This window comes from Inquilinus sp. Marseille-Q2685 (assembly GCF_916619195.1).
Classification (GTDB): Bacteria; Pseudomonadota; Alphaproteobacteria; order DSM-16000; family Inquilinaceae; genus Inquilinus.
On the sequence record NZ_CAKAKL010000009.1, the window covers coordinates 148,022 to 163,932 of the forward strand.

Annotated in this window: 17 protein-coding genes; 7 read left to right on the forward strand and 10 right to left on the reverse strand. The window is 70.7% G+C overall.

Annotated features, from left to right (window positions below):
- Positions 1 to 67: 67 nt before the first annotated feature.
- Both LG391_RS29610 and LG391_RS29615 read left to right on the forward strand, forming a co-directional pair.
- Entirely contained in the window at positions 68 to 1,099 is a 1,032-nt protein-coding gene (locus tag LG391_RS29610; protein ID WP_225771842.1) for an isopenicillin N synthase family oxygenase, read from the forward strand.
- Between the two features lie 33 nt (positions 1,100 to 1,132).
- Positions 1,133 to 1,951 carry a MetQ/NlpA family ABC transporter substrate-binding protein gene (locus LG391_RS29615; RefSeq protein ID WP_225771844.1) on the forward strand — a complete coding sequence of 273 codons (819 nt, stop codon included), beginning with the start codon at positions 1,133 to 1,135 and terminating at the stop codon, positions 1,949 to 1,951.
- Here LG391_RS29615 and LG391_RS34970 read toward each other — a convergent pair.
- Both LG391_RS34970 and LG391_RS34975 read right to left on the reverse strand, forming a co-directional pair.
- A complete protein-coding gene (locus tag LG391_RS34970) occupies positions 1,932 to 2,492 on the reverse strand; it encodes a LysR substrate-binding domain-containing protein (RefSeq protein ID WP_308013074.1) in 561 nt (186 codons plus the stop codon). The genes LG391_RS29615 and LG391_RS34970 overlap by 20 nt on opposite strands.
- The gene (locus LG391_RS34975; protein ID WP_308013073.1) at positions 2,489 to 2,839 is read right to left on the reverse strand and encodes a LysR family transcriptional regulator; all 351 of its coding nucleotides are present in this window, start codon (positions 2,837 to 2,839) and stop codon (positions 2,489 to 2,491) included. The genes LG391_RS34970 and LG391_RS34975 overlap by 4 nt, the downstream gene beginning before the upstream one ends.
- A gap of 126 nt (positions 2,840 to 2,965) precedes the next feature.
- Here LG391_RS34975 and LG391_RS29625 point away from each other — a divergent pair, with 126 nt between their 5' ends.
- Together LG391_RS29625 and LG391_RS29630 are read left to right on the forward strand one after the other, a co-directional pair.
- Positions 2,966 to 3,952 (forward strand): aldo/keto reductase, encoded by a 987-nt coding sequence (locus LG391_RS29625; RefSeq protein WP_225771846.1) that lies wholly within the window; start codon positions 2,966 to 2,968, stop codon positions 3,950 to 3,952.
- Positions 3,953 to 3,999: 47 nt separating this feature from the next.
- Positions 4,000 to 4,464, forward strand: a complete 465-nt coding sequence (locus LG391_RS29630; protein ID WP_225771847.1) for a low molecular weight protein-tyrosine-phosphatase — start codon at positions 4,000 to 4,002, stop codon at positions 4,462 to 4,464.
- Here LG391_RS29630 and LG391_RS29635 read toward each other — a convergent pair.
- Positions 4,461 to 6,011, reverse strand: a complete 1,551-nt coding sequence (locus LG391_RS29635; protein ID WP_225771849.1) for an MFS transporter — start codon at positions 6,009 to 6,011, stop codon at positions 4,461 to 4,463. The genes LG391_RS29630 and LG391_RS29635 overlap by 4 nt on opposite strands.
- 181 nt (positions 6,012 to 6,192) lie before the next feature.
- Here LG391_RS29635 and LG391_RS29640 point away from each other — a divergent pair, with 181 nt between their 5' ends.
- Complete coding sequence (locus LG391_RS29640) at positions 6,193 to 7,065, forward strand: LysR family transcriptional regulator (RefSeq protein WP_225771851.1); 873 nt, start codon at positions 6,193 to 6,195, stop codon at positions 7,063 to 7,065.
- On the opposite strand, the gene LG391_RS29645 is transcribed toward LG391_RS29640, so the two are convergent.
- Positions 7,062 to 7,997 (reverse strand): LysR family transcriptional regulator, encoded by a 936-nt coding sequence (locus LG391_RS29645; RefSeq protein ID WP_225771853.1) that lies wholly within the window; start codon positions 7,995 to 7,997, stop codon positions 7,062 to 7,064. The genes LG391_RS29640 and LG391_RS29645 overlap by 4 nt on opposite strands.
- 104 nt (positions 7,998 to 8,101) lie before the next feature.
- On the opposite strand from LG391_RS29645, the gene LG391_RS29650 reads away from it, so the two are divergent.
- A complete protein-coding gene (locus LG391_RS29650) occupies positions 8,102 to 8,965 on the forward strand; it encodes an NmrA family NAD(P)-binding protein (protein WP_225771855.1) in 864 nt (287 codons plus the stop codon).
- Positions 8,966 to 8,986: 21 nt separating this feature from the next.
- Here the strand turns inward: LG391_RS29650 and LG391_RS29655 are convergent, their stop codons facing one another.
- The 6 genes from LG391_RS29655 to LG391_RS29680 form a co-directional block, all read right to left on the reverse strand.
- The gene (locus LG391_RS29655) at positions 8,987 to 9,331 is read right to left on the reverse strand and encodes a hypothetical protein (RefSeq protein WP_225771857.1); all 345 of its coding nucleotides are present in this window, start codon (positions 9,329 to 9,331) and stop codon (positions 8,987 to 8,989) included.
- A gap of 76 nt (positions 9,332 to 9,407) precedes the next feature.
- Positions 9,408 to 10,289 carry a carbohydrate ABC transporter permease gene (locus LG391_RS29660; RefSeq protein WP_225771859.1) on the reverse strand — a complete coding sequence of 294 codons (882 nt, stop codon included), beginning with the start codon at positions 10,287 to 10,289 and terminating at the stop codon, positions 9,408 to 9,410.
- The gene (locus tag LG391_RS29665) at positions 10,286 to 11,176 is read right to left on the reverse strand and encodes a carbohydrate ABC transporter permease (protein WP_225771861.1); all 891 of its coding nucleotides are present in this window, start codon (positions 11,174 to 11,176) and stop codon (positions 10,286 to 10,288) included. Before LG391_RS29665 ends, LG391_RS29660 begins: the two co-directional genes overlap by 4 nt.
- 152 nt (positions 11,177 to 11,328) lie before the next feature.
- The gene (locus tag LG391_RS29670) at positions 11,329 to 12,603 is read right to left on the reverse strand and encodes an ABC transporter substrate-binding protein (protein ID WP_225771863.1); all 1,275 of its coding nucleotides are present in this window, start codon (positions 12,601 to 12,603) and stop codon (positions 11,329 to 11,331) included.
- Between the two features lie 66 nt (positions 12,604 to 12,669).
- On the reverse strand, positions 12,670 to 13,614 hold the full coding sequence (locus LG391_RS29675; RefSeq protein WP_225771865.1) for a carbohydrate kinase family protein: 945 nt from the start codon (positions 13,612 to 13,614) through the stop codon (positions 12,670 to 12,672).
- Positions 13,611 to 14,996 carry a 6-phospho-beta-glucosidase gene (locus tag LG391_RS29680; protein ID WP_225771867.1) on the reverse strand — a complete coding sequence of 462 codons (1,386 nt, stop codon included), beginning with the start codon at positions 14,994 to 14,996 and terminating at the stop codon, positions 13,611 to 13,613. Before LG391_RS29680 ends, LG391_RS29675 begins: the two co-directional genes overlap by 4 nt.
- 129 nt (positions 14,997 to 15,125) lie before the next feature.
- Here LG391_RS29680 and LG391_RS29685 point away from each other — a divergent pair, with 129 nt between their 5' ends.
- A complete protein-coding gene (locus LG391_RS29685) occupies positions 15,126 to 15,896 on the forward strand; it encodes a GntR family transcriptional regulator (RefSeq protein WP_225771869.1) in 771 nt (256 codons plus the stop codon).
- Positions 15,897 to 15,911: the final 15 nt, after the last annotated feature.

The window sequence follows — 15,911 nt, forward strand, 5'->3', positions numbered from 1 at the left end:
ATGCTGTCGAGATATGTAAATTGACGGATCGCGCGACGGCGCGCCGCTCTTTCTGCCCGAGGCTGCCATGACCACCGCCACCCTAGCCCTCCCGCTGCTCGACCTGTCCCGGCTCGATGCCGGTCCGGAAGCGCGCCAGGCCTTCCTGGACCAGCTGCGCGCGGCTGCCCGGGACGTCGGCTTCTTCTACCTCGGCGGGCACGGCGTGCCGGAGTCGCTGGTGGCGCAGGTGAAGGCCGAGGCCCGCCGCTTCTTCGCCCTGCCCGAGGCCGACAAGCTGGCGATCGAGATGGTGCATTCGCCGCATTTCCGCGGCTACACCCGCGCGGCGTGGGAGCGGACGCGCGGCGAGCCGGACTGGCGCGAGCAGTTCGACATCGGGGCCGAACGGCCGGCGATCCCGCAGGGTCCGGGCGTGCCGCCCTGGCTGCGGCTGCAGGGCCCGAACCAGTGGCCGGCGGCGCAGCCGGAGCTGAAGGCCGTGCTGCTGCGCTGGCAGGCGGAGCTGACGCGGGTGGCGATCCGCCTGCTCGAAGCCTTCGCCGCGGCGCTGGGCCAGCGGGAGGACGCGCTGGAATCGATCTATGGCGACACGCCGAACCAGCACATCAAGATCATCCGCTACCCCGGCCGCGAGGCCACCGGCAGCAGCCAGGGCGTCGGCGCGCACAAGGATTCGGGGTTCCTGACCCTGCTGTTGCAGGATACCCAGCGCGGCCTGCAGGTCGAGGGCGAGGACGGGCGCTGGATCGACGCCGAGCCGGTGCCGGGCACCTTCGTGGTCAATATCGGCGAGCTGCTGGAGCTCGCCACCAACGGCTATCTCCGCGCCACGGTGCACCGGGTGATCACGCCGCCGGCCGGCACCGACCGGCTGTCGGTCGCCTTCTTCCTCGGCGCCCGGCTCGATGCCACCGTGCCGCTGCTCGACCTGCCGCCGGCCCTGGCGGCGGAGGCGCGCGGCCCGGCCAGCGACCCGCAGAACCCGCTGTTCCACGATGTCGGGCCGAACTACCTGAAGGGCCGGCTGCGCTCCCACCCCGACGTGGCGCAGCGCCACTACGCCGATGTGCTGGCGGCCCAAGCCGTCACCGCCTGAACACGCCGCGCCACCTAAACTCACAGGTCCATCATGATCCGTACTCTGACCGCCCGCCTGGCGCGGGCGGCGATCGCTGCCGCCTTGCCCTTCGCCCTGGCCGGCGCCGCCCTGGCGCAGGACGCGCCGCTGAAGGTCGCGGCCGACGCCGTGCCGCATGCCGAGATCCTGGCCTTCGTGCAGAGCCAGGCGCCCGAGCTGAAGCTGGAGATCGTCGAGCTGTCGACGGCGGTGAACCCGAACGAGCTGCTGGCGCATGGCGATGTCGACGCCAACTACTTCCAGCACCTGCCCTATCTGCGCTCGCAGGAGGAGGCGCTGGACGAGACCTTCGCCGTCGCCGCGTCGGTGCATATCGAGCCGCTCGGCGTCTATTCCCGCAAGGCCAAGAGCTTCGCCGAGGTGAAGGACGGCGGCACGGTGGCGGTGCCGAACAACGTCACCAATCTCAGCCGCGCCCTCTATCTGCTGCAGGACCAGAAGCTGATCCGGCTGAAGGACGGCTTCGCCGAGCCGGACAAGCAGCTGGCGACGCCGAACGACATCGCCGAGAATCCGAAGCACCTGAAGGTGCTGGAGGTCGAAGCGGCGCTGCTGCCGCGGGCGCTGGACGATGTCGACCTGGCGGTGATCAACGGCAACTACGCGCTCGAGGCCGGCCTCAGCCCGGCCAAGGACGCGCTGGGGCTGGAGAAGGCCGAGGGCAACCCCTACGCCAACATCCTGGTGACCACGCCGAAGCTGGCGGACGATCCGCGGGTCAGGCGGCTGGCGCAGGTGCTGACCTCGCCGGCGGTGGCGAAGTTCATCCGCGACCGCTACCAGGGCTCGGTCATTCCCGTGAACGACTGACGTTGTCGGCGCGCACGAAGTCGACGAAGGCGCGCAGCGTCGCCGGCATCTGGCGCTGGCGCGGATAGTACAGGAAGAAGCCCGGGAAGGGCGGCGACCAGTCCAGCAGCAGCGGGACCAGCCGCCCTTCCGCCAGCTCTGCCTTGACCATCCCCTCGAACACGAAGGCCAGGCCGGCGCCGTCCAGCGCCGAGCGGATGATCAGCCACTGCTCGTCGACGATCAGCGGCCCGGCGGGCGGCACCGTCAGCTCCCGCCCGTCCTTCTCGAACTCCCAGGCATAGACCTGGCCGCTCGGGAAGCGGTAGCCGATGCAGCGATGCTCGGCCAGATCGCGCGGCGTCTGCGGCGGCGCCCGGCCGGCGAGATAGGACGGGGCGGCGACCACGATCATCCGTTGCTCGCCGCCGAAGCGCACCGCCACCATGTCGCGCTCCAGCTGCTCGCCCAGGCGGATGCCGGCATCGAAGCCGCTGGCGACGACGTCGACCAGCGCGCTGTCGACCGCGATCTCCAGCCGGATGTCGGGATAGGCCGTCAGGAATCGTCCACCATCGGCGCCAGCACCAGCGCTGCCGCCGGGATCGAGGCGTTGATCTTCAGCGTGCCGACCGGGCTGTGGCGGAACTGGTTCACCTCCTCCACCGCCTCGACGATGTCGCGGAAGGCGGGCTGCAGCCGGGCCAGCAGCCGCTCCCCGGCCTCGGTCGGGTTGACGCTGCGGGTGGTGCGGTTCAGCAGGCGCACGCCCAGCCGCTCCTCCAGCCCGCGGATCGCATGGCTGACGGCGGAGGCGGAGACGCCCAGCTCGACCGCCGCGCGGCGGAAGCTGCGATGCCGCGCCACCACGGCGAAGGCGGCCAGCTCGGGCAGGTCGAGGCGAGTCATTGCTGAGTCTCATTCATCGGCTCATGCACATCTCTACGGATTATCGCATGATCGCCCAATCCCCATTCTCCGTTCGTGCCGCAGCGGTCCGCGCGACCGGCGGCCTCCGAAGCAAGGAGAAGGACCATGGACAGACGCTCTCTCGGCCAGGACGGCACCACCGTCTCCGCCATCGGTCTCGGCTGCATGGGCATGTCCGAATTCTACGGGCTGCGCGATGACGCGCAGTCGCTCGACACCCTCGCCGCGGCGCTGGAGCACGGCATCGACTTCCTCGACACCGCCGACATGTACGGGTCGGGGCATAATGAGGAGCTGGTCGGCCGCTTCCTCAAGGGCCGGCGCGACCAGGTGGTGCTGGCGACGAAGTTCGGCATCGTGCGCGAGCCCGGCCGCTACGAGCGCCGGATCGACAACTCCCCGGCCTATATCCGCGCCGCCTGCGAGGCCTCGCTGAAGCGTCTCGGCACCGACGTCATCGACCTCTACTACATGCATCGCCGCAACCCCGAGGTGCCGATCGAGGAAGCGGTCGGCGCGATGGCGGAGCTGGTGCGGACCGGCAAGGTGCGCCAGATCGGCCTGTCCGAGATCTCGGTCGACACGCTGCGCCGGGCCCATGCGGTCCACCCTATCGCGGCGGTGCAGAGCGAGTATTCGCTGTGGAGCCGCGAGCCGGAGGAAGGGATACTGCAGGCCTGCCGCGAGCTGGGCACGACCTTCGTCGCCTATTCGCCGCTCGGCCGCGCCTTCCTGACCGGGGCGGTCACCGACACCTCGTCCCTGGCGCCGGACGATTTCCGCCGCCGCACCCCACGCTTTGCCGGGGAGGCGCTGGCGCAGAACCGGCGTCTGGCCGAGGCGCTGACGGATTTCGCCTTCGACCTCGGCGCCAAGCCGGCCCAGGTGGCGCTGGCCTGGCTCCTGTCCAGGCACCGCCACGTCGTGCCGATCCCGGGCACCAAGCGCCGCGCCTATCTGGCCGAGAACGCCGCGGCCGCCTCGATCCGGCTGACCCCGGACCAGGTGGCGGCGCTCGACGCCCTGTTCGCGCCCGGCGCCGTTGCCGGCGAGCGCTATACCGAGGAAGGGATGAAGGAAGTCGGCCTCTGACCATTGGTCGCCTTGCCGCCTGGGTTCGCCCCGACTATCCAGGCGGCATGCGTATCCTGTTCGTCTGCACCGGCAACATCTGCCGTTCGCCGACCGCCGAGGCGGTGATGCGGGCCAAGCCCGCCGCCGCCCGCCTGGACCACGCGGTCGATAGCGCCGGCACTCACGGCTTCCATGCCGGCGAGCCGCCGCATCCGCCGGCGATCCGGGCGGCGGCGGCCCGCGGCTACGACCTGCTGCCGTTGCGCGCCCGCAAGCTGGAGCGCGCGGATTTCCGCCGCTTCGACCTGCTGTTGGCGATGGACCATACGCATCTCGACCGGATGCGCCGCCTCGCGGTCGCCGGTCCCGGCCGGGTCGGCCTGTTCCTCGACCACGCGCCGGGGCTGGAGGGGCGGGACGTGCCCGACCCCTATTACGGCGGCAGCGCCGATTTCGAGCATGTGCTGGACTTGGTCGAGGCCGGCTGCGACGCGCTGGTCGCGGCGCTGCGCGAGGGGACCATCAGCTAATCTGCCGCGGCGCCGGCCGTCGCGTGGCTGCGGGCCGTCTGTGCCGGGCCGAAGATCGCGAAGCTGACCGCGGCCAGGGCCCAGGCGCCGATGCCGCCATACAGCATCACCCAGCCGAAGCCCTCGACCAGCGCCTCGTGGACGGCCGCTCCCGACGGGTCCAGCGTCGCCAGCGCCGGATAGGCCTGCGGCAGCGCGCCGAGATTGCCGGCGGCGACGGAAGCGGTCAGTGCCTGCAGCTGCGCCGCGTCGAAGGCGCCGGCCACGGCGTCCGGCAGCGACCAGCGGATCCCTTCCACCAGGATCAGCCCCATCACCGCGATGTTGATGGCCAGCGTGATCAGCCGGGCGCTGATGTCGATGCCGGACGCCATGCCTGCCCGGTTGCTGGGAACCGAGCCGGTGGTGGTGTTGGTCACCGGCGTGCTGGTCAGGCCGAGGCCGATGCCGGCCAGCAGCGTGCCGGGCAGCACGGTCAGCCAGCCCGCCTGCTCGACGCCGCTGCCGAGCCACATCAGCAGGAAGCCGGTCCCCATCACGGCCATGCCGAACGGGATGATCATGCGCGGGCCGCGGCGCTGCAGCAGGCGGTCGGCCAGCGGCGGCGTGACCAGGAACGGGATGGTGTAGGCGAGGAGCAGAAGGCCGACGGTCCGGCTGTCGAGGCCGAGCCCGCCCTGGAAGTAGATCGGCAGGTAGATCATGAACGGCCAGTAGCAGCAGTTCATGCCGATGCAGCCGATGATCGCGCCGCTGAACCGGCGGATCCGGAACACCGAGAAGTCGAACATCGGGTGCGGGCTGACCCGTTCCGCCACCACGAAGGCGGCGAAGCTGGCGACGGTCAGGACGGCGAGCCCGATCGCCGTGGCGCGGCCCAGCTCCGCCCCCTGGGTGATCAGATAGGCCAGGCCGAACACCGCCAGCGTCAGGGTGGCGATGCCGGCGACGTCCAGCCTCTGCGCATGCGGGTCGCGCGATTCGCGGATGCCGGCCACGGCCGGGATCAGGGCGAGGATCGTCAGCGGCACATGGATCAGGAACACCCATTGCCAGTTCGACCAGGTGACGATCAGCCCGCCGATGATGGGGCCGAAGCCGAGACCGACGCCGCTGATCACGCCCCAGGTGGTGAAGGCGCGGCCGCGCTCGCGTCCGTCCTGGAACTGGTGCGAGATGATCGCGACCACGCAGGTGAACATGGCGCCGCCGGCCAGCCCCTGCAGGAAGCGGGCGACGATCAGCAGCGATGCGCTGCCGGCCAGGCCGCACATCAGCGAGGTGGCGCCGAAGGCGACTGTGGTGATCACGAAGACGCGCTTGCGGCCGTAACGGTCGGCCAGGGTGCCGGTCGCCATCAGCACCGTGGTGCAGGCGATGGTGTAGGCGTTCATGATCCATTGCAGCCCGCGGAAATCGGCGGGCAGCGCGGTTTCCAGGGTCGGCAGGATCACCGGCACGCTGGAGATCTCGAGGCCGAACATCAGCGACGCCAGGCAGACGCCGACCAGCGCGGCCATGTTCCGGGCGGAGGGGGACAGAGCCATGATCCTTCTCTCGAAGCGACGGGCCGCGCCGCCGCGCAATCGCTTGCGCGGACCGGTGCCGGCGCGGAGGGTATCGGTGGGGTGCTCGATCGGGCCTGGACGTGAATCTGGTCAATCGGCTTTCATGATGGAAATGAATTAATTTTGTGGCGTCCATTTTCCGCCATCATATATTTAGCGAATGGACTTCGATCCCGCCCTGCTGCGCGCCTTCGTGGCCGTCCATGATTCCGGCGGCTTCACCCGCGCGGCCGAACGGCTGCACCTGACCCAGTCGGCCGTTAGCCACCAGATCCGGCGGCTGGAGGAGCAGATCGGCCGGCCGCTGCTGCAACGCACCACGCGCAAGCTGCTGCTGACCGAGGACGGCCAGGAGTTCCTGCGCCATGCCGAGCAGATCCTGCAGGCGCAGGAGGCGCTGACCCGGCGCTTCCTGCCCTCCGCGGTCTCCGGCGTCGTCCGCTTCGGCGTGCCGGAGAATTTTCTGGGCGACCGGTTGCCGCAGCTCCTGCGCCGCTATGCCCGCGATTTTCCCCAGGTGCGGCTGGAGGTGGCGGTCAGCGTCTGCCTCGACCTGCGCGCCAAGGTCGAGGCCGGCGAGCTCGATCTCGCCGTGGTGATGTCGCGCCCGGGCGAGACCGGCGGCACGGTGCTGAAGCGGACGCAGTTCGTCTGGGCCGCGGCCGACAGCTTCGACTGGGCGCCGGGGACGTCGCTGCCGCTCGCGCTCGCCCCGCCGCCCTGCCCCTGCCGCGCCATCGCGGTCGACGCCATCACCGCGTCGGGCGTCGAGTGGCACATCGGCTTCACCTCGGGAAACCAGCATGGGCTGCGGGCGGCGGTGCTGGCGGGGCTGGCCGCCTCGATGATCGCCCGCGACGAGATCGAGCCCGGGATGAAGATCCTCGACCGCCACGGCCTGCCGCCGCTGCCGGAGGTGGAGTTCGCCCTGATCTGGCGGCCCGGCGCCACCCTGCCCTGCGCGCGCGAGCTCGGCCGGCTGATCGTGGAATCGGCGGATGCTGTTCCGGCGCCCCTCGCCCGGGCGGTCTAGGCGGCGTCCTGCGTTTCGGCCGCGGCGCCCGATCCCAGGCGCGACTGCACGAAGTCGATGAAGGCCCGCACCTTGGCCGGGGGCAGATGGCGCGACGGGTACAGCGCGGTGAGCGGGAAGCTCTCGCCGGTCCAGTCCGGCAGCAGCTCGACCAGCTCGCCGCGGTCGATCAGGCGCCGCACGCCGATCGCCTTGACCCGGGCGATGCCGACGCCCTCGAGGCAGGCGCCGAGCATGGTGCCGAACTCCGCCACCATCAGCCGGCCGGTCGCCCGCACCTCCGCCACCTCGGCGCCGCGGCGATACGACCAGGTGTCGATCGGCCGGCCGGAGGCGGAGTCGCGCACCTGGATGCAGGCGTGGCGGGCCAGGTCGGCCGGGGCCAGCGGCCGGCCATGCGCCGCGACATAGGCCGGCGAGGCCACGGTGATCGTCCGCGTCTCCAGCAGCTTGCGCGACACCAGGGCGGAATCCGGCGGGTGGCCGAAGCGCACCGCGATGTCGAAGCCCTCGCCCACCAGGTCGCCGATCTGGTCCTTGGCCACCAGCTCCAGCGTCAGCTCGGGATACAGCGACAGGAACTCCGGGATGTGCGGTGTGAACAGCAGGCGCGAGAAGAAGGCGTCGACATTCACCCGCAGCCGGCCGCACACGGCGACGGCGGAGCCGGAGGTGACGGTCACGGCATCCTCGATCCCGGCCAGCAGCGGCGCGATCTCGGAATAGAGCCGGCGGCCTTCGTCGGTCAGGGCGACGGCCCGTGTGGTGCGGTCCAGCAGCCGCACCCCGACCCGCGCCTCCAGCCGCGCCACGGCCCGGCTGACGCCGGAACGGGACAGGCCCAGCGCCTCGGCCGCGCGGGCGAAACTGCCGCCTTCCACCACCGCGGCCAGCACGCCGATGGTCGAGATCACGCGACCGTCGAAGGCCATCGCGCCCTCCGTTGAATCCGGGTCACCAGTCTTATGACTCAATGGCGCTCACGGCAACAGCGCAGCAGGCCCAGATCTTCGGCATCCGCTGAAGGAGGTTGAGGATGTACGCGATCACGGGAATCACCGGCCAGGTGGGCGGGACGCTCGCCCGGCATCTGCTGGCCGCCGGCGAGCCGGTGCGCGCCGTGCTGCGCGATGCGCGCAAGGGCGAGGCCTGGGCGGCGCAGGGCTGCGAGGTCGCCGTCGCCGGCATGGACGATGCGGCGGCCCTGACCACGGCCTTCACCGGCGCCACCGCCGTCTTCGTCCTGCCGCCGCCGGTGTTCGACCCGGAGCCCGGCTATCCCGAGGCGCGCCGGCTGGGTGACGCCCTGGTGCGGGCGCTGACGGCCGCGCGGCCGGGCCGGGTGCTGCAGCTGTCGACCATCGGCGCCGACGCCGTCCACGACAACCTGCTGTCGCAGCACACGCTGCTGGAGGCGGCGCTGCGCGACCTGCCGCTGCCGCTGACGGTCCTGCGGCCGGCCTGGTTCGTCGAGAACGCGGCGTGGGACGTGGCCTCGGCGCGCGACGAGGGCGTGATCCGCAGCTTCCTGGCTCCGACGAGCCGGCCGGTGCCGATGGTGGCAACCGCGGACATCGGGCGCATCGCGGCCGATCTGATCCGCGAGGGCTGGGCCGGCCGGCGCGTGGTCGAGCTGGAGGGGCCGCGCCGGGTCTCGCCGGACGACCTGGCCGCCGCCTTCGCCGCCGCGCTCGGCCGGCCGGTGCGGGCCGAGCCGGTGGCGCGCGAGAGCTGGGAGGGCTTGTTCCGTTCCCAGGGCATGACGAACCCGGTGCCGCGCATCCGCATGCTCGACGGCTTCAACGAAGGCTGGATCGAGTTCCGCGACGGCGGGCGCCACGCGCTGAAGGGCCGGGTCGAGGCGGCGGAGGTGATCGCCGGGCTGGTCGCCCGCGGCTGAGAGCGACGCGGCGACGCGGCTTCAGTCGGGCGCCATCTGACAGTTCGGGCCGACCCACTTGTTCATCGAGGTGTCGAGCTCGTTGTCCATCTGGGCGGCGTCGCAGACCGGATAGCGATCGTCGCCGCGCCGTTCCATGCTGAGCGACCGGTAGCGCTTCACCAGCGTGTCGTGATCCGGCGGCTGCCTGTCCTGCCGCCGGGTCGAGAGCTTCATCATGCAGTTGGCGAAGGCGTCGGTGCCGTCCTGAAAGCCGAACTCGGAGCATTTCTGCCGGTCGTCGGCCAGCTGCTCGGCGTGGTCCGGGCCGCTGATGCACCCGGACAAGGACAGGAGAAGAAGGGCAGACCAAGCCGAGCGATGCATTTCCCCCTCGCGGCGTCGTGAGACCTCGGGCATCAGCGCATCTGGAGATGTCCTGGTCAAGGAGAGGGCCGGGGGCCTATCCCTTGATCGCGCCCGCGGTCAGCCCGGCGACGATCTTGCGCTGGAAGATCAGCACCAGGGCGATCAGGGGCAGGGTCACCACCACCGACGCCGCCATGATCGGGCCGAACGGGTATTCGTAGCGGCTGCCGCCGGAGATGGTGGCGATCGCCACCGGCACGGTGCGGTTCTCGTCCGACAGGATGAAGGTCAGGGCGAACAGGAATTCGTTCCAGGCCTGGATGAAGGCCAAGAGGCCGGTCGAGGCCAGGGCCGGGCCCATCAGCGGCAGCAGCACGCTGGCCAGCACCCGGCCGCGGCTGGCGCCGTCCATCAGCGCCGCCTCCTCCAGCTCGCGCGGGATGTCCTGGATGAACCCGGTCAGCACCCAGACGGTGAAGGGCAGGGTGAAGATCAGATAGGCGAAGGTCAGCGACCCGACTCGGTTGTACAGGCCGAACCAGCGCACCAGCTCGAACATCCCGGACAGCACCACGATCTGCGGGAAGATCGAGATCATCAGGATCACCAGCAGCACCGTCCGCCGCAGCGGGAAGTCCAGCCGGCCGAGCGCGTAGGCGGCGCCGATGGCCAGCAGCAGCGAGATCCCGGTGGCCGATCCGGCGACGATCAGCGAGTTGACGATCGAGCCGAGGAACACCGGGTCCTGCAGCAGCGCCTTGTAGTAGACCAGCTCGAAGGCCGGCAGCAGCGTCGCCTCGAACAGCGAGGCCCCGGTCTTCAGAGAGGACACGATCGCCCAGTAGTAGGGGAACAGGGTGTAGACCAGCACCAGGACGACGGCGACGCCCAACCCGGCGGTCTTCAGCACCCGGCGCCGGCGGTACCGGGCGGCGGCCCGGGCCAGGGCGGTATCGGGCGCGGCGGCGACGGTCATCGGATGCTGGTCCGGTCCAGGCGGATCGCGCCGATGATGACGATGGCGATCAGCGCGATCAGCAGGAACACCCAGGTCGAGGCGGCGGAGCCGTAGCCCAGCTCCTGGAAGCTGACCAGGTGGTTGCGGGCGTAGATCGTCATGGTCATGGTCGGGTCGCCATTGCCGCCGAGCACGTAGCTCAGGTCGAACATGCGCAGCGCGTCCAGGGTGCGGAACAGCACGGCGACGCCGATCGGCACCCGCAGCATCGGCAGGGTGATCGAGGTCAGCCGCTTCCACCAGGAGATGCCGTCGACCCGTGCCGCCTCGTGGATCTCGGCCGGGATCAGCTGCAGCCCGGCCAGGATCAGCAGCACCATGAAGGGCGTGGTGATCCAGACATCGACGAAGATGACGACACCCAGCGCCAGCGACGGGTCGGCGGTCCAGGCCACGCCCTTGTCGATCAGGTGCAGGTCGATCAGCAGGCGGTTGATGATGCCGAACTGGTCGTGCAGCAGCCATTCCCAGATCTTGGCCGAGACCACGACCGGGATCGACCAGGGCACCAGGATGGCGGCGCGCAGCACGCCGCGGCCGGGGATCGCCTCGTTCAGCAGCAGCGCGATGGCGAGGCCCAGCAGCGTCTCCAGTGCCACCGAGACGATGGTGAAGACCAGCGTGTTCTCGACCGCCCGCCACCATTGCGGGTCCCGCGCGACGTCGATGAAGTTGTCGAGCCAGACGAAGCCGTAATTGGCCGGGTCGTCTAGGAAGGCGTCGGTGGTGGAGAAGAACAGCGTCCGCAGCAGCGGCCACAGCGCCACCAGCACCAGCGCCGCCAGGGTCGGTGCCAGGAACAGCCATCCGGCCCGGCGGTGGGACCGCGCGACGCGGCCGGTCATGCGATCCCTCCCGTGCTTCCCCCTTCTGTCATGCCCGGGCTTGACCCGGGCATCCAGGGGCGGCCAGAGCAGCTCTTCGCGGCCCTGGATTGCCGGATCAAGCCCGGCAATGACAAGAAAAGGGAAGCGCTCATGGACTCAGGGACAGCTTGTCACCACTTCGCCCGCTGGCGCAGGCGCTCCAGCTCCTTGGCCAGGGCGGCGACGGCGGCGTCTGGCTTCTCGTCGCCGGTCAGCACCGCATGCACGGACTTGGAGAAGGCCTGCGACACCCGGTTGTAGCTGGCGCCGGTGACCGCCGAGGGGCGGGCGATGCTGTCGGCGAAGGCGGCCTGCGTGTCCTTCAGGAAGGGCAGCTTGGCCAGCACCTCCGGGTCCTCGTACAGCGCCGAGACAGTCGGGTTGTAGGCGCCCTGGATGGCCCGGCGCTTCTGGTCGGCGGCGCCCGTCATGTAGAGGATCAGGCTGACCGCCGCCTCCTTGTTCTCGGAGTATTTCGATACGCCGAGATAGGCGGGGCCCAGGCAGCCGCTCGACTTCTCGCCCGCGGCGCCGACCGGCAGCGCCGCCACCCCGACCTTGCCGACCAGCGCGCCGCCCGCGGCCTGCGAGGTGCCCCAGACATAGGGCCAGTTGCGCAGGAACACGGCCTTGCCGCTCTCGAACACGGCGCGGGAGCTCTCCTCGTCGTAGTTCAGCACGCCCTGCGGGCTGATCGTGTCGATCCAGCTGTGCGCCAGGGCCAGCGCCTGGGCCGCCTTCGGATTGTCGATGGTGATGTCGCCCTTGGCGTCGATGATGGTGCCGCCGCCGGTGCTGGCGACCCATTCGATGGCGTCGCAGGTCAGCCCCTCATAGGACTTGCCCTGCCAGACGAAGCCCCACATGTCGGCATTGCCGGCCTTGCGCTCGCCGTCCTGCACCGCCTTGGCGGTCTCCGTCAGCTCGGACCAGGTCTTCGGCACCGGCTTGCCGTATTTCTCCAGCAGGTCCTTGCGGTAGAAGATCAGGCCGGTGTCCATGTACCAGGGCAGGGCCAGCAGCTGGCCATCGATGGTCGCGGCATCGATCGTGGTCGGGAAATGCGCCGCCACCTCCTCCTTCGGCACCATGGCGCCGAGGTCGAGCAGGTGGTTCTTCAGCATGCCCATCCAGATCACGTCGATCACCAGCACGTCGACATCGGTCGACTTCGCCGCCAGCATCTGCTGGTAGAGGGGCACGGCGTCGTCCCAGACCGCCGGCATCTTGTTGATCGAGACGCTGTTGCCGCTCTGCTTGGCCCAGGCCTCGGCGGCGCTGCTGCACAGGTCGTAGTCGGTGGCGCCGCAGAACAGCTTCACCGTCGCGGCCTCGGCCCCGCCGGCGGCGCCACCAGCGGCGAAAGCGGCCAGCGCGGCGGTCAGGGATAGGGTGGCAATCTTCACGGGTCCCTCCGTTCAAAGCCCCTGTTTGAGAAATCTTGTCGTTGCCGGGCGGGTTGGTCCCGCCACTCAGGTGGAGGCCGGGGCCTCTTGCCGGATCATCGCCAGCAGCTCGGCCTCGCGCGGCAGCGCCCGCCCGCCGTAATCGGTGGTGGCGAGCGCGCCGCAGCTTGCGGCCAGGGCCAGGCTGTCGCGGAAGTCGAAGCCGCGCAGCCGGCCATAGAGGAAGCCGGCGTTGAAGCTGTCGCCGGCGCCGGTGGTGTCGACCACGGTCACCGCCGGGGCCGGCACGGCGCAGCGCTCGCCCCGGCTGACGCCGATGGCGCCGGCGGCCCCTCGCTTGACCAGCACGGTCGGCACCATCGCGGACAGCCGCTCCAGCGCCGCGCTGACATCCGGCGCGCCGGTGAAGGCCAGGGCCTCGGATTCGTTCGGGGCGAAGACGTCGATCTCGCGGAACAGCTCGGCCACGCCGGGCGAATCGATCCGGTGCGGCACATGTTGGCAGTCGAGATAGACCAGCACCCCCTGCCGCTTCGCCGCCCGGGCCAGGGCCAGCAGCTCCGGCTGCAGCCGGAAGCTCTGCAGCAGCAGGGCCTTCGGCGCGACGTCGGCCAGAGCCTCCGGCGTCGGCGGCAGGTCGTCCCGCACGGCATAGCTGACGAAGCCGCGGTCATGGGCGAAGGAGAAGGCGGCGCTGACCCGCTCCAGCGGCTGGTCCAACCGGCGGAACAGACGGTCGTCCAGCCCCTCCGTCCGCGCCGCCTCCAGCGCCAGCCGGCTGAACAGGTCGGTGCCGAAATCGGCCGCCCAGGCGGTGCGCAGCCCCAGCCGGTGCGCCGCCGCGGCGGTGGTGAAGCTGGCGCCGGGCAGGGTGGCGAAGCCGCGGGCGAACAGGTCGGCGCCCAGCCGCGGCACCTCCGGCAAGCCGGTGAAGATCAGGTCCCAGTAGTATTCGCCGACCACGACGACGTCGCAGCCGCTGGGGTCGAGTCCGGGGCCGGGCCCGGTCATTGCCAGTTGCCGACATAGGGGGCGTGGGCGGCGAGATACTCGTCGACCAGCGCCTCGGCCCGGGAATAGGACAGCACCAGCGGATGCGCCACCAGCGCCTCGACAGCCAGGTCGCGGTCGCGCTCGCGGATCGCCTGCACCGCCAGCCGCTCGTATCGCTTGATGCTGTGCACCAGCTGGGCCTGCGCCTCGGGCATCGGGCCGATCGGCAGCGGCCGCACCCCGTCGCGGTCGACCACGCAGCTGACCTCGACCACGTCCTCGTCGCGCAGGCCCTCGATGGCGCCCCGGTTCGGCACGTTCAGCCCGCTGTACAGCGGCTTGCCGGTCTCCAGCGCATCCACGAGGTCGAGCGCGACGCCGGCATAGCCCTCGCCCTCGTCGCCCGGCGGCGCATGGGCGCCGGCAGCCAGGGCCCGGTCGGCCTCCTCCATGCTCGGCGCCCCCTCCTGGGCATAGTGCATGTAGGTGGCGTTGCGGCGATGGGCGTAGGCGTAATAGGCCTCCAGCGCCTTGTCCGGGTTGCGGCGCCAGTCCAGCGCCGTCAGCTGCTCGATCAGGCCGTGATTCAGGTCGCGCACCTCCTCGCCGCGGGTGCGGGCGTCCGACCGGATCGCCTCCACCGCCTTCTCCGCATAGTAGAAGTAATAGAGGTACTCGTTGATCCACATCCCGTGGCGGCGCACCACCCGCGGGCTGAACACCTTCTGGGCCGAGGCGGCCAGGAAGGCGTCGTCGGCCAGCAGGCGCGGCAGCACGTCCTCGCCGCCGATCTCGGCGCGGCGGGTGAAGGACAGGTGGTTCAGGCCGAACACCTCGGTGCGCACCGCCTTCTCCGGCACGTCGAACCAGCGCGCCACGGCCGACTGGGCGGCGTTGGCGCCGTCGCAGATGCCGATGGTCCGGTCGTGGCCGGCGTCGCGCAGCGCCTGGGTGACCAGGCCGGCCGGGTTGGTGAAGTTGAACAGCCAGGCGTCCGGGCTGACCCGCTTCAGGAGGTCGGCATAGCCCAGGATGGTCGGGATGCTGCGCAGCGCCATGGCGAAGCCGCCCGGCCCGGTCGTCTCCTGCCCCAGCACGCCATGCGCCAGGGCGATCCGCTCATCCTTGATCCGGCCTTCCTCCAGCCCCGGCCGGACCGTGGTCACGACATAGGCGGCGCCGTCCAGGGCGCGCTCCGGATCCAGGCTGGTGGTGATCTTGACCGGGGAGTTGGTGCGCCGGGCGATCTCGGCCCCGAGGCCGCCGAACAGCTCCAGCCGAGGCCCGTCGATGTCGAGCAGGCACAGCTCGGTCAGGTTGCTCCACTCCGCCCGGCGCAGCGCCGATTCGATGAACAGAGGGGCGCGGACGCCGCCGCCGCCGACCAGGGTCAGTTTCATGGTGCCTCCCGCGAACTGGCATCGTTATGACTGGTTATAACCAGTCATGTCAATTGTGGCTGGCTCCCCGATTTGCGTGTATGCAGCGAGGGTGATCTCCGTTCCTGCCGAGAGGCCTCCCGCCACGCCATGACCGACGGCCCCCTCAGCGACGGCCCCGCCGGCGACGGGCTGCGGCGCGACGATCCGCAGCCCCTCTACCGCCAGATCAAGCAGCGGCTGCGCGAGCAGATCGAGAGCGGCGAGCTCGGCACAGATGCGAAGCTGGCGTCGGAGCGCGAGCTGGAGAAGCAGTACGGCGTCAGCCGCATCACCGTGCGCCAGGCGGTGCGCGAGCTGGTGCAGGAAGGCTGGCTGCACAGCCATCCCGGCCGCGGCTTCTTCGTGGCGCGGCGGGAGGAGACCTACGAGCTGCACCTGCTGCGCAGCTTCACCGCCATCGCCGAGGCGCATGGCCGGACGCCGACCAGCCGGTTGATCGAGGGCACCGTCTGCCGCGCGCCGGCGGAGGTGGCGCGGCCGCTGTTCCTGCCGCCCGGCGCCGATGTGGTGATGCTGAAGCGGCTGCGCTGCCTGGACGGCCAGCCGGTGGTGCTGACCCAGGACTGGTTCGCCGCCCGGCTGGTGCCGGGGATCCTCGAGCTCGACTGGTCGACCGGCAACCGCTCGCTCTATGCCGAGGTGCGCGACCGCTACCGGCTGCGCCCGGACCGCGGCCGCACCACGATGAGCGCCCGGCTGGCGAATGCGGAGGAGGCGGAGCTGCTGGAGTTGACTCCGCCGGCCGCGGTGCTGACGATCGAGCAGATCGCCTACGATCCGCAGGGCCGGCCGGTGAACATGACCTTCTCCAGCCATCATCCGCTGCGCTATCCGCTCAGCCTGGACCAGAGGGGATGATCCGGCGTCGGACGG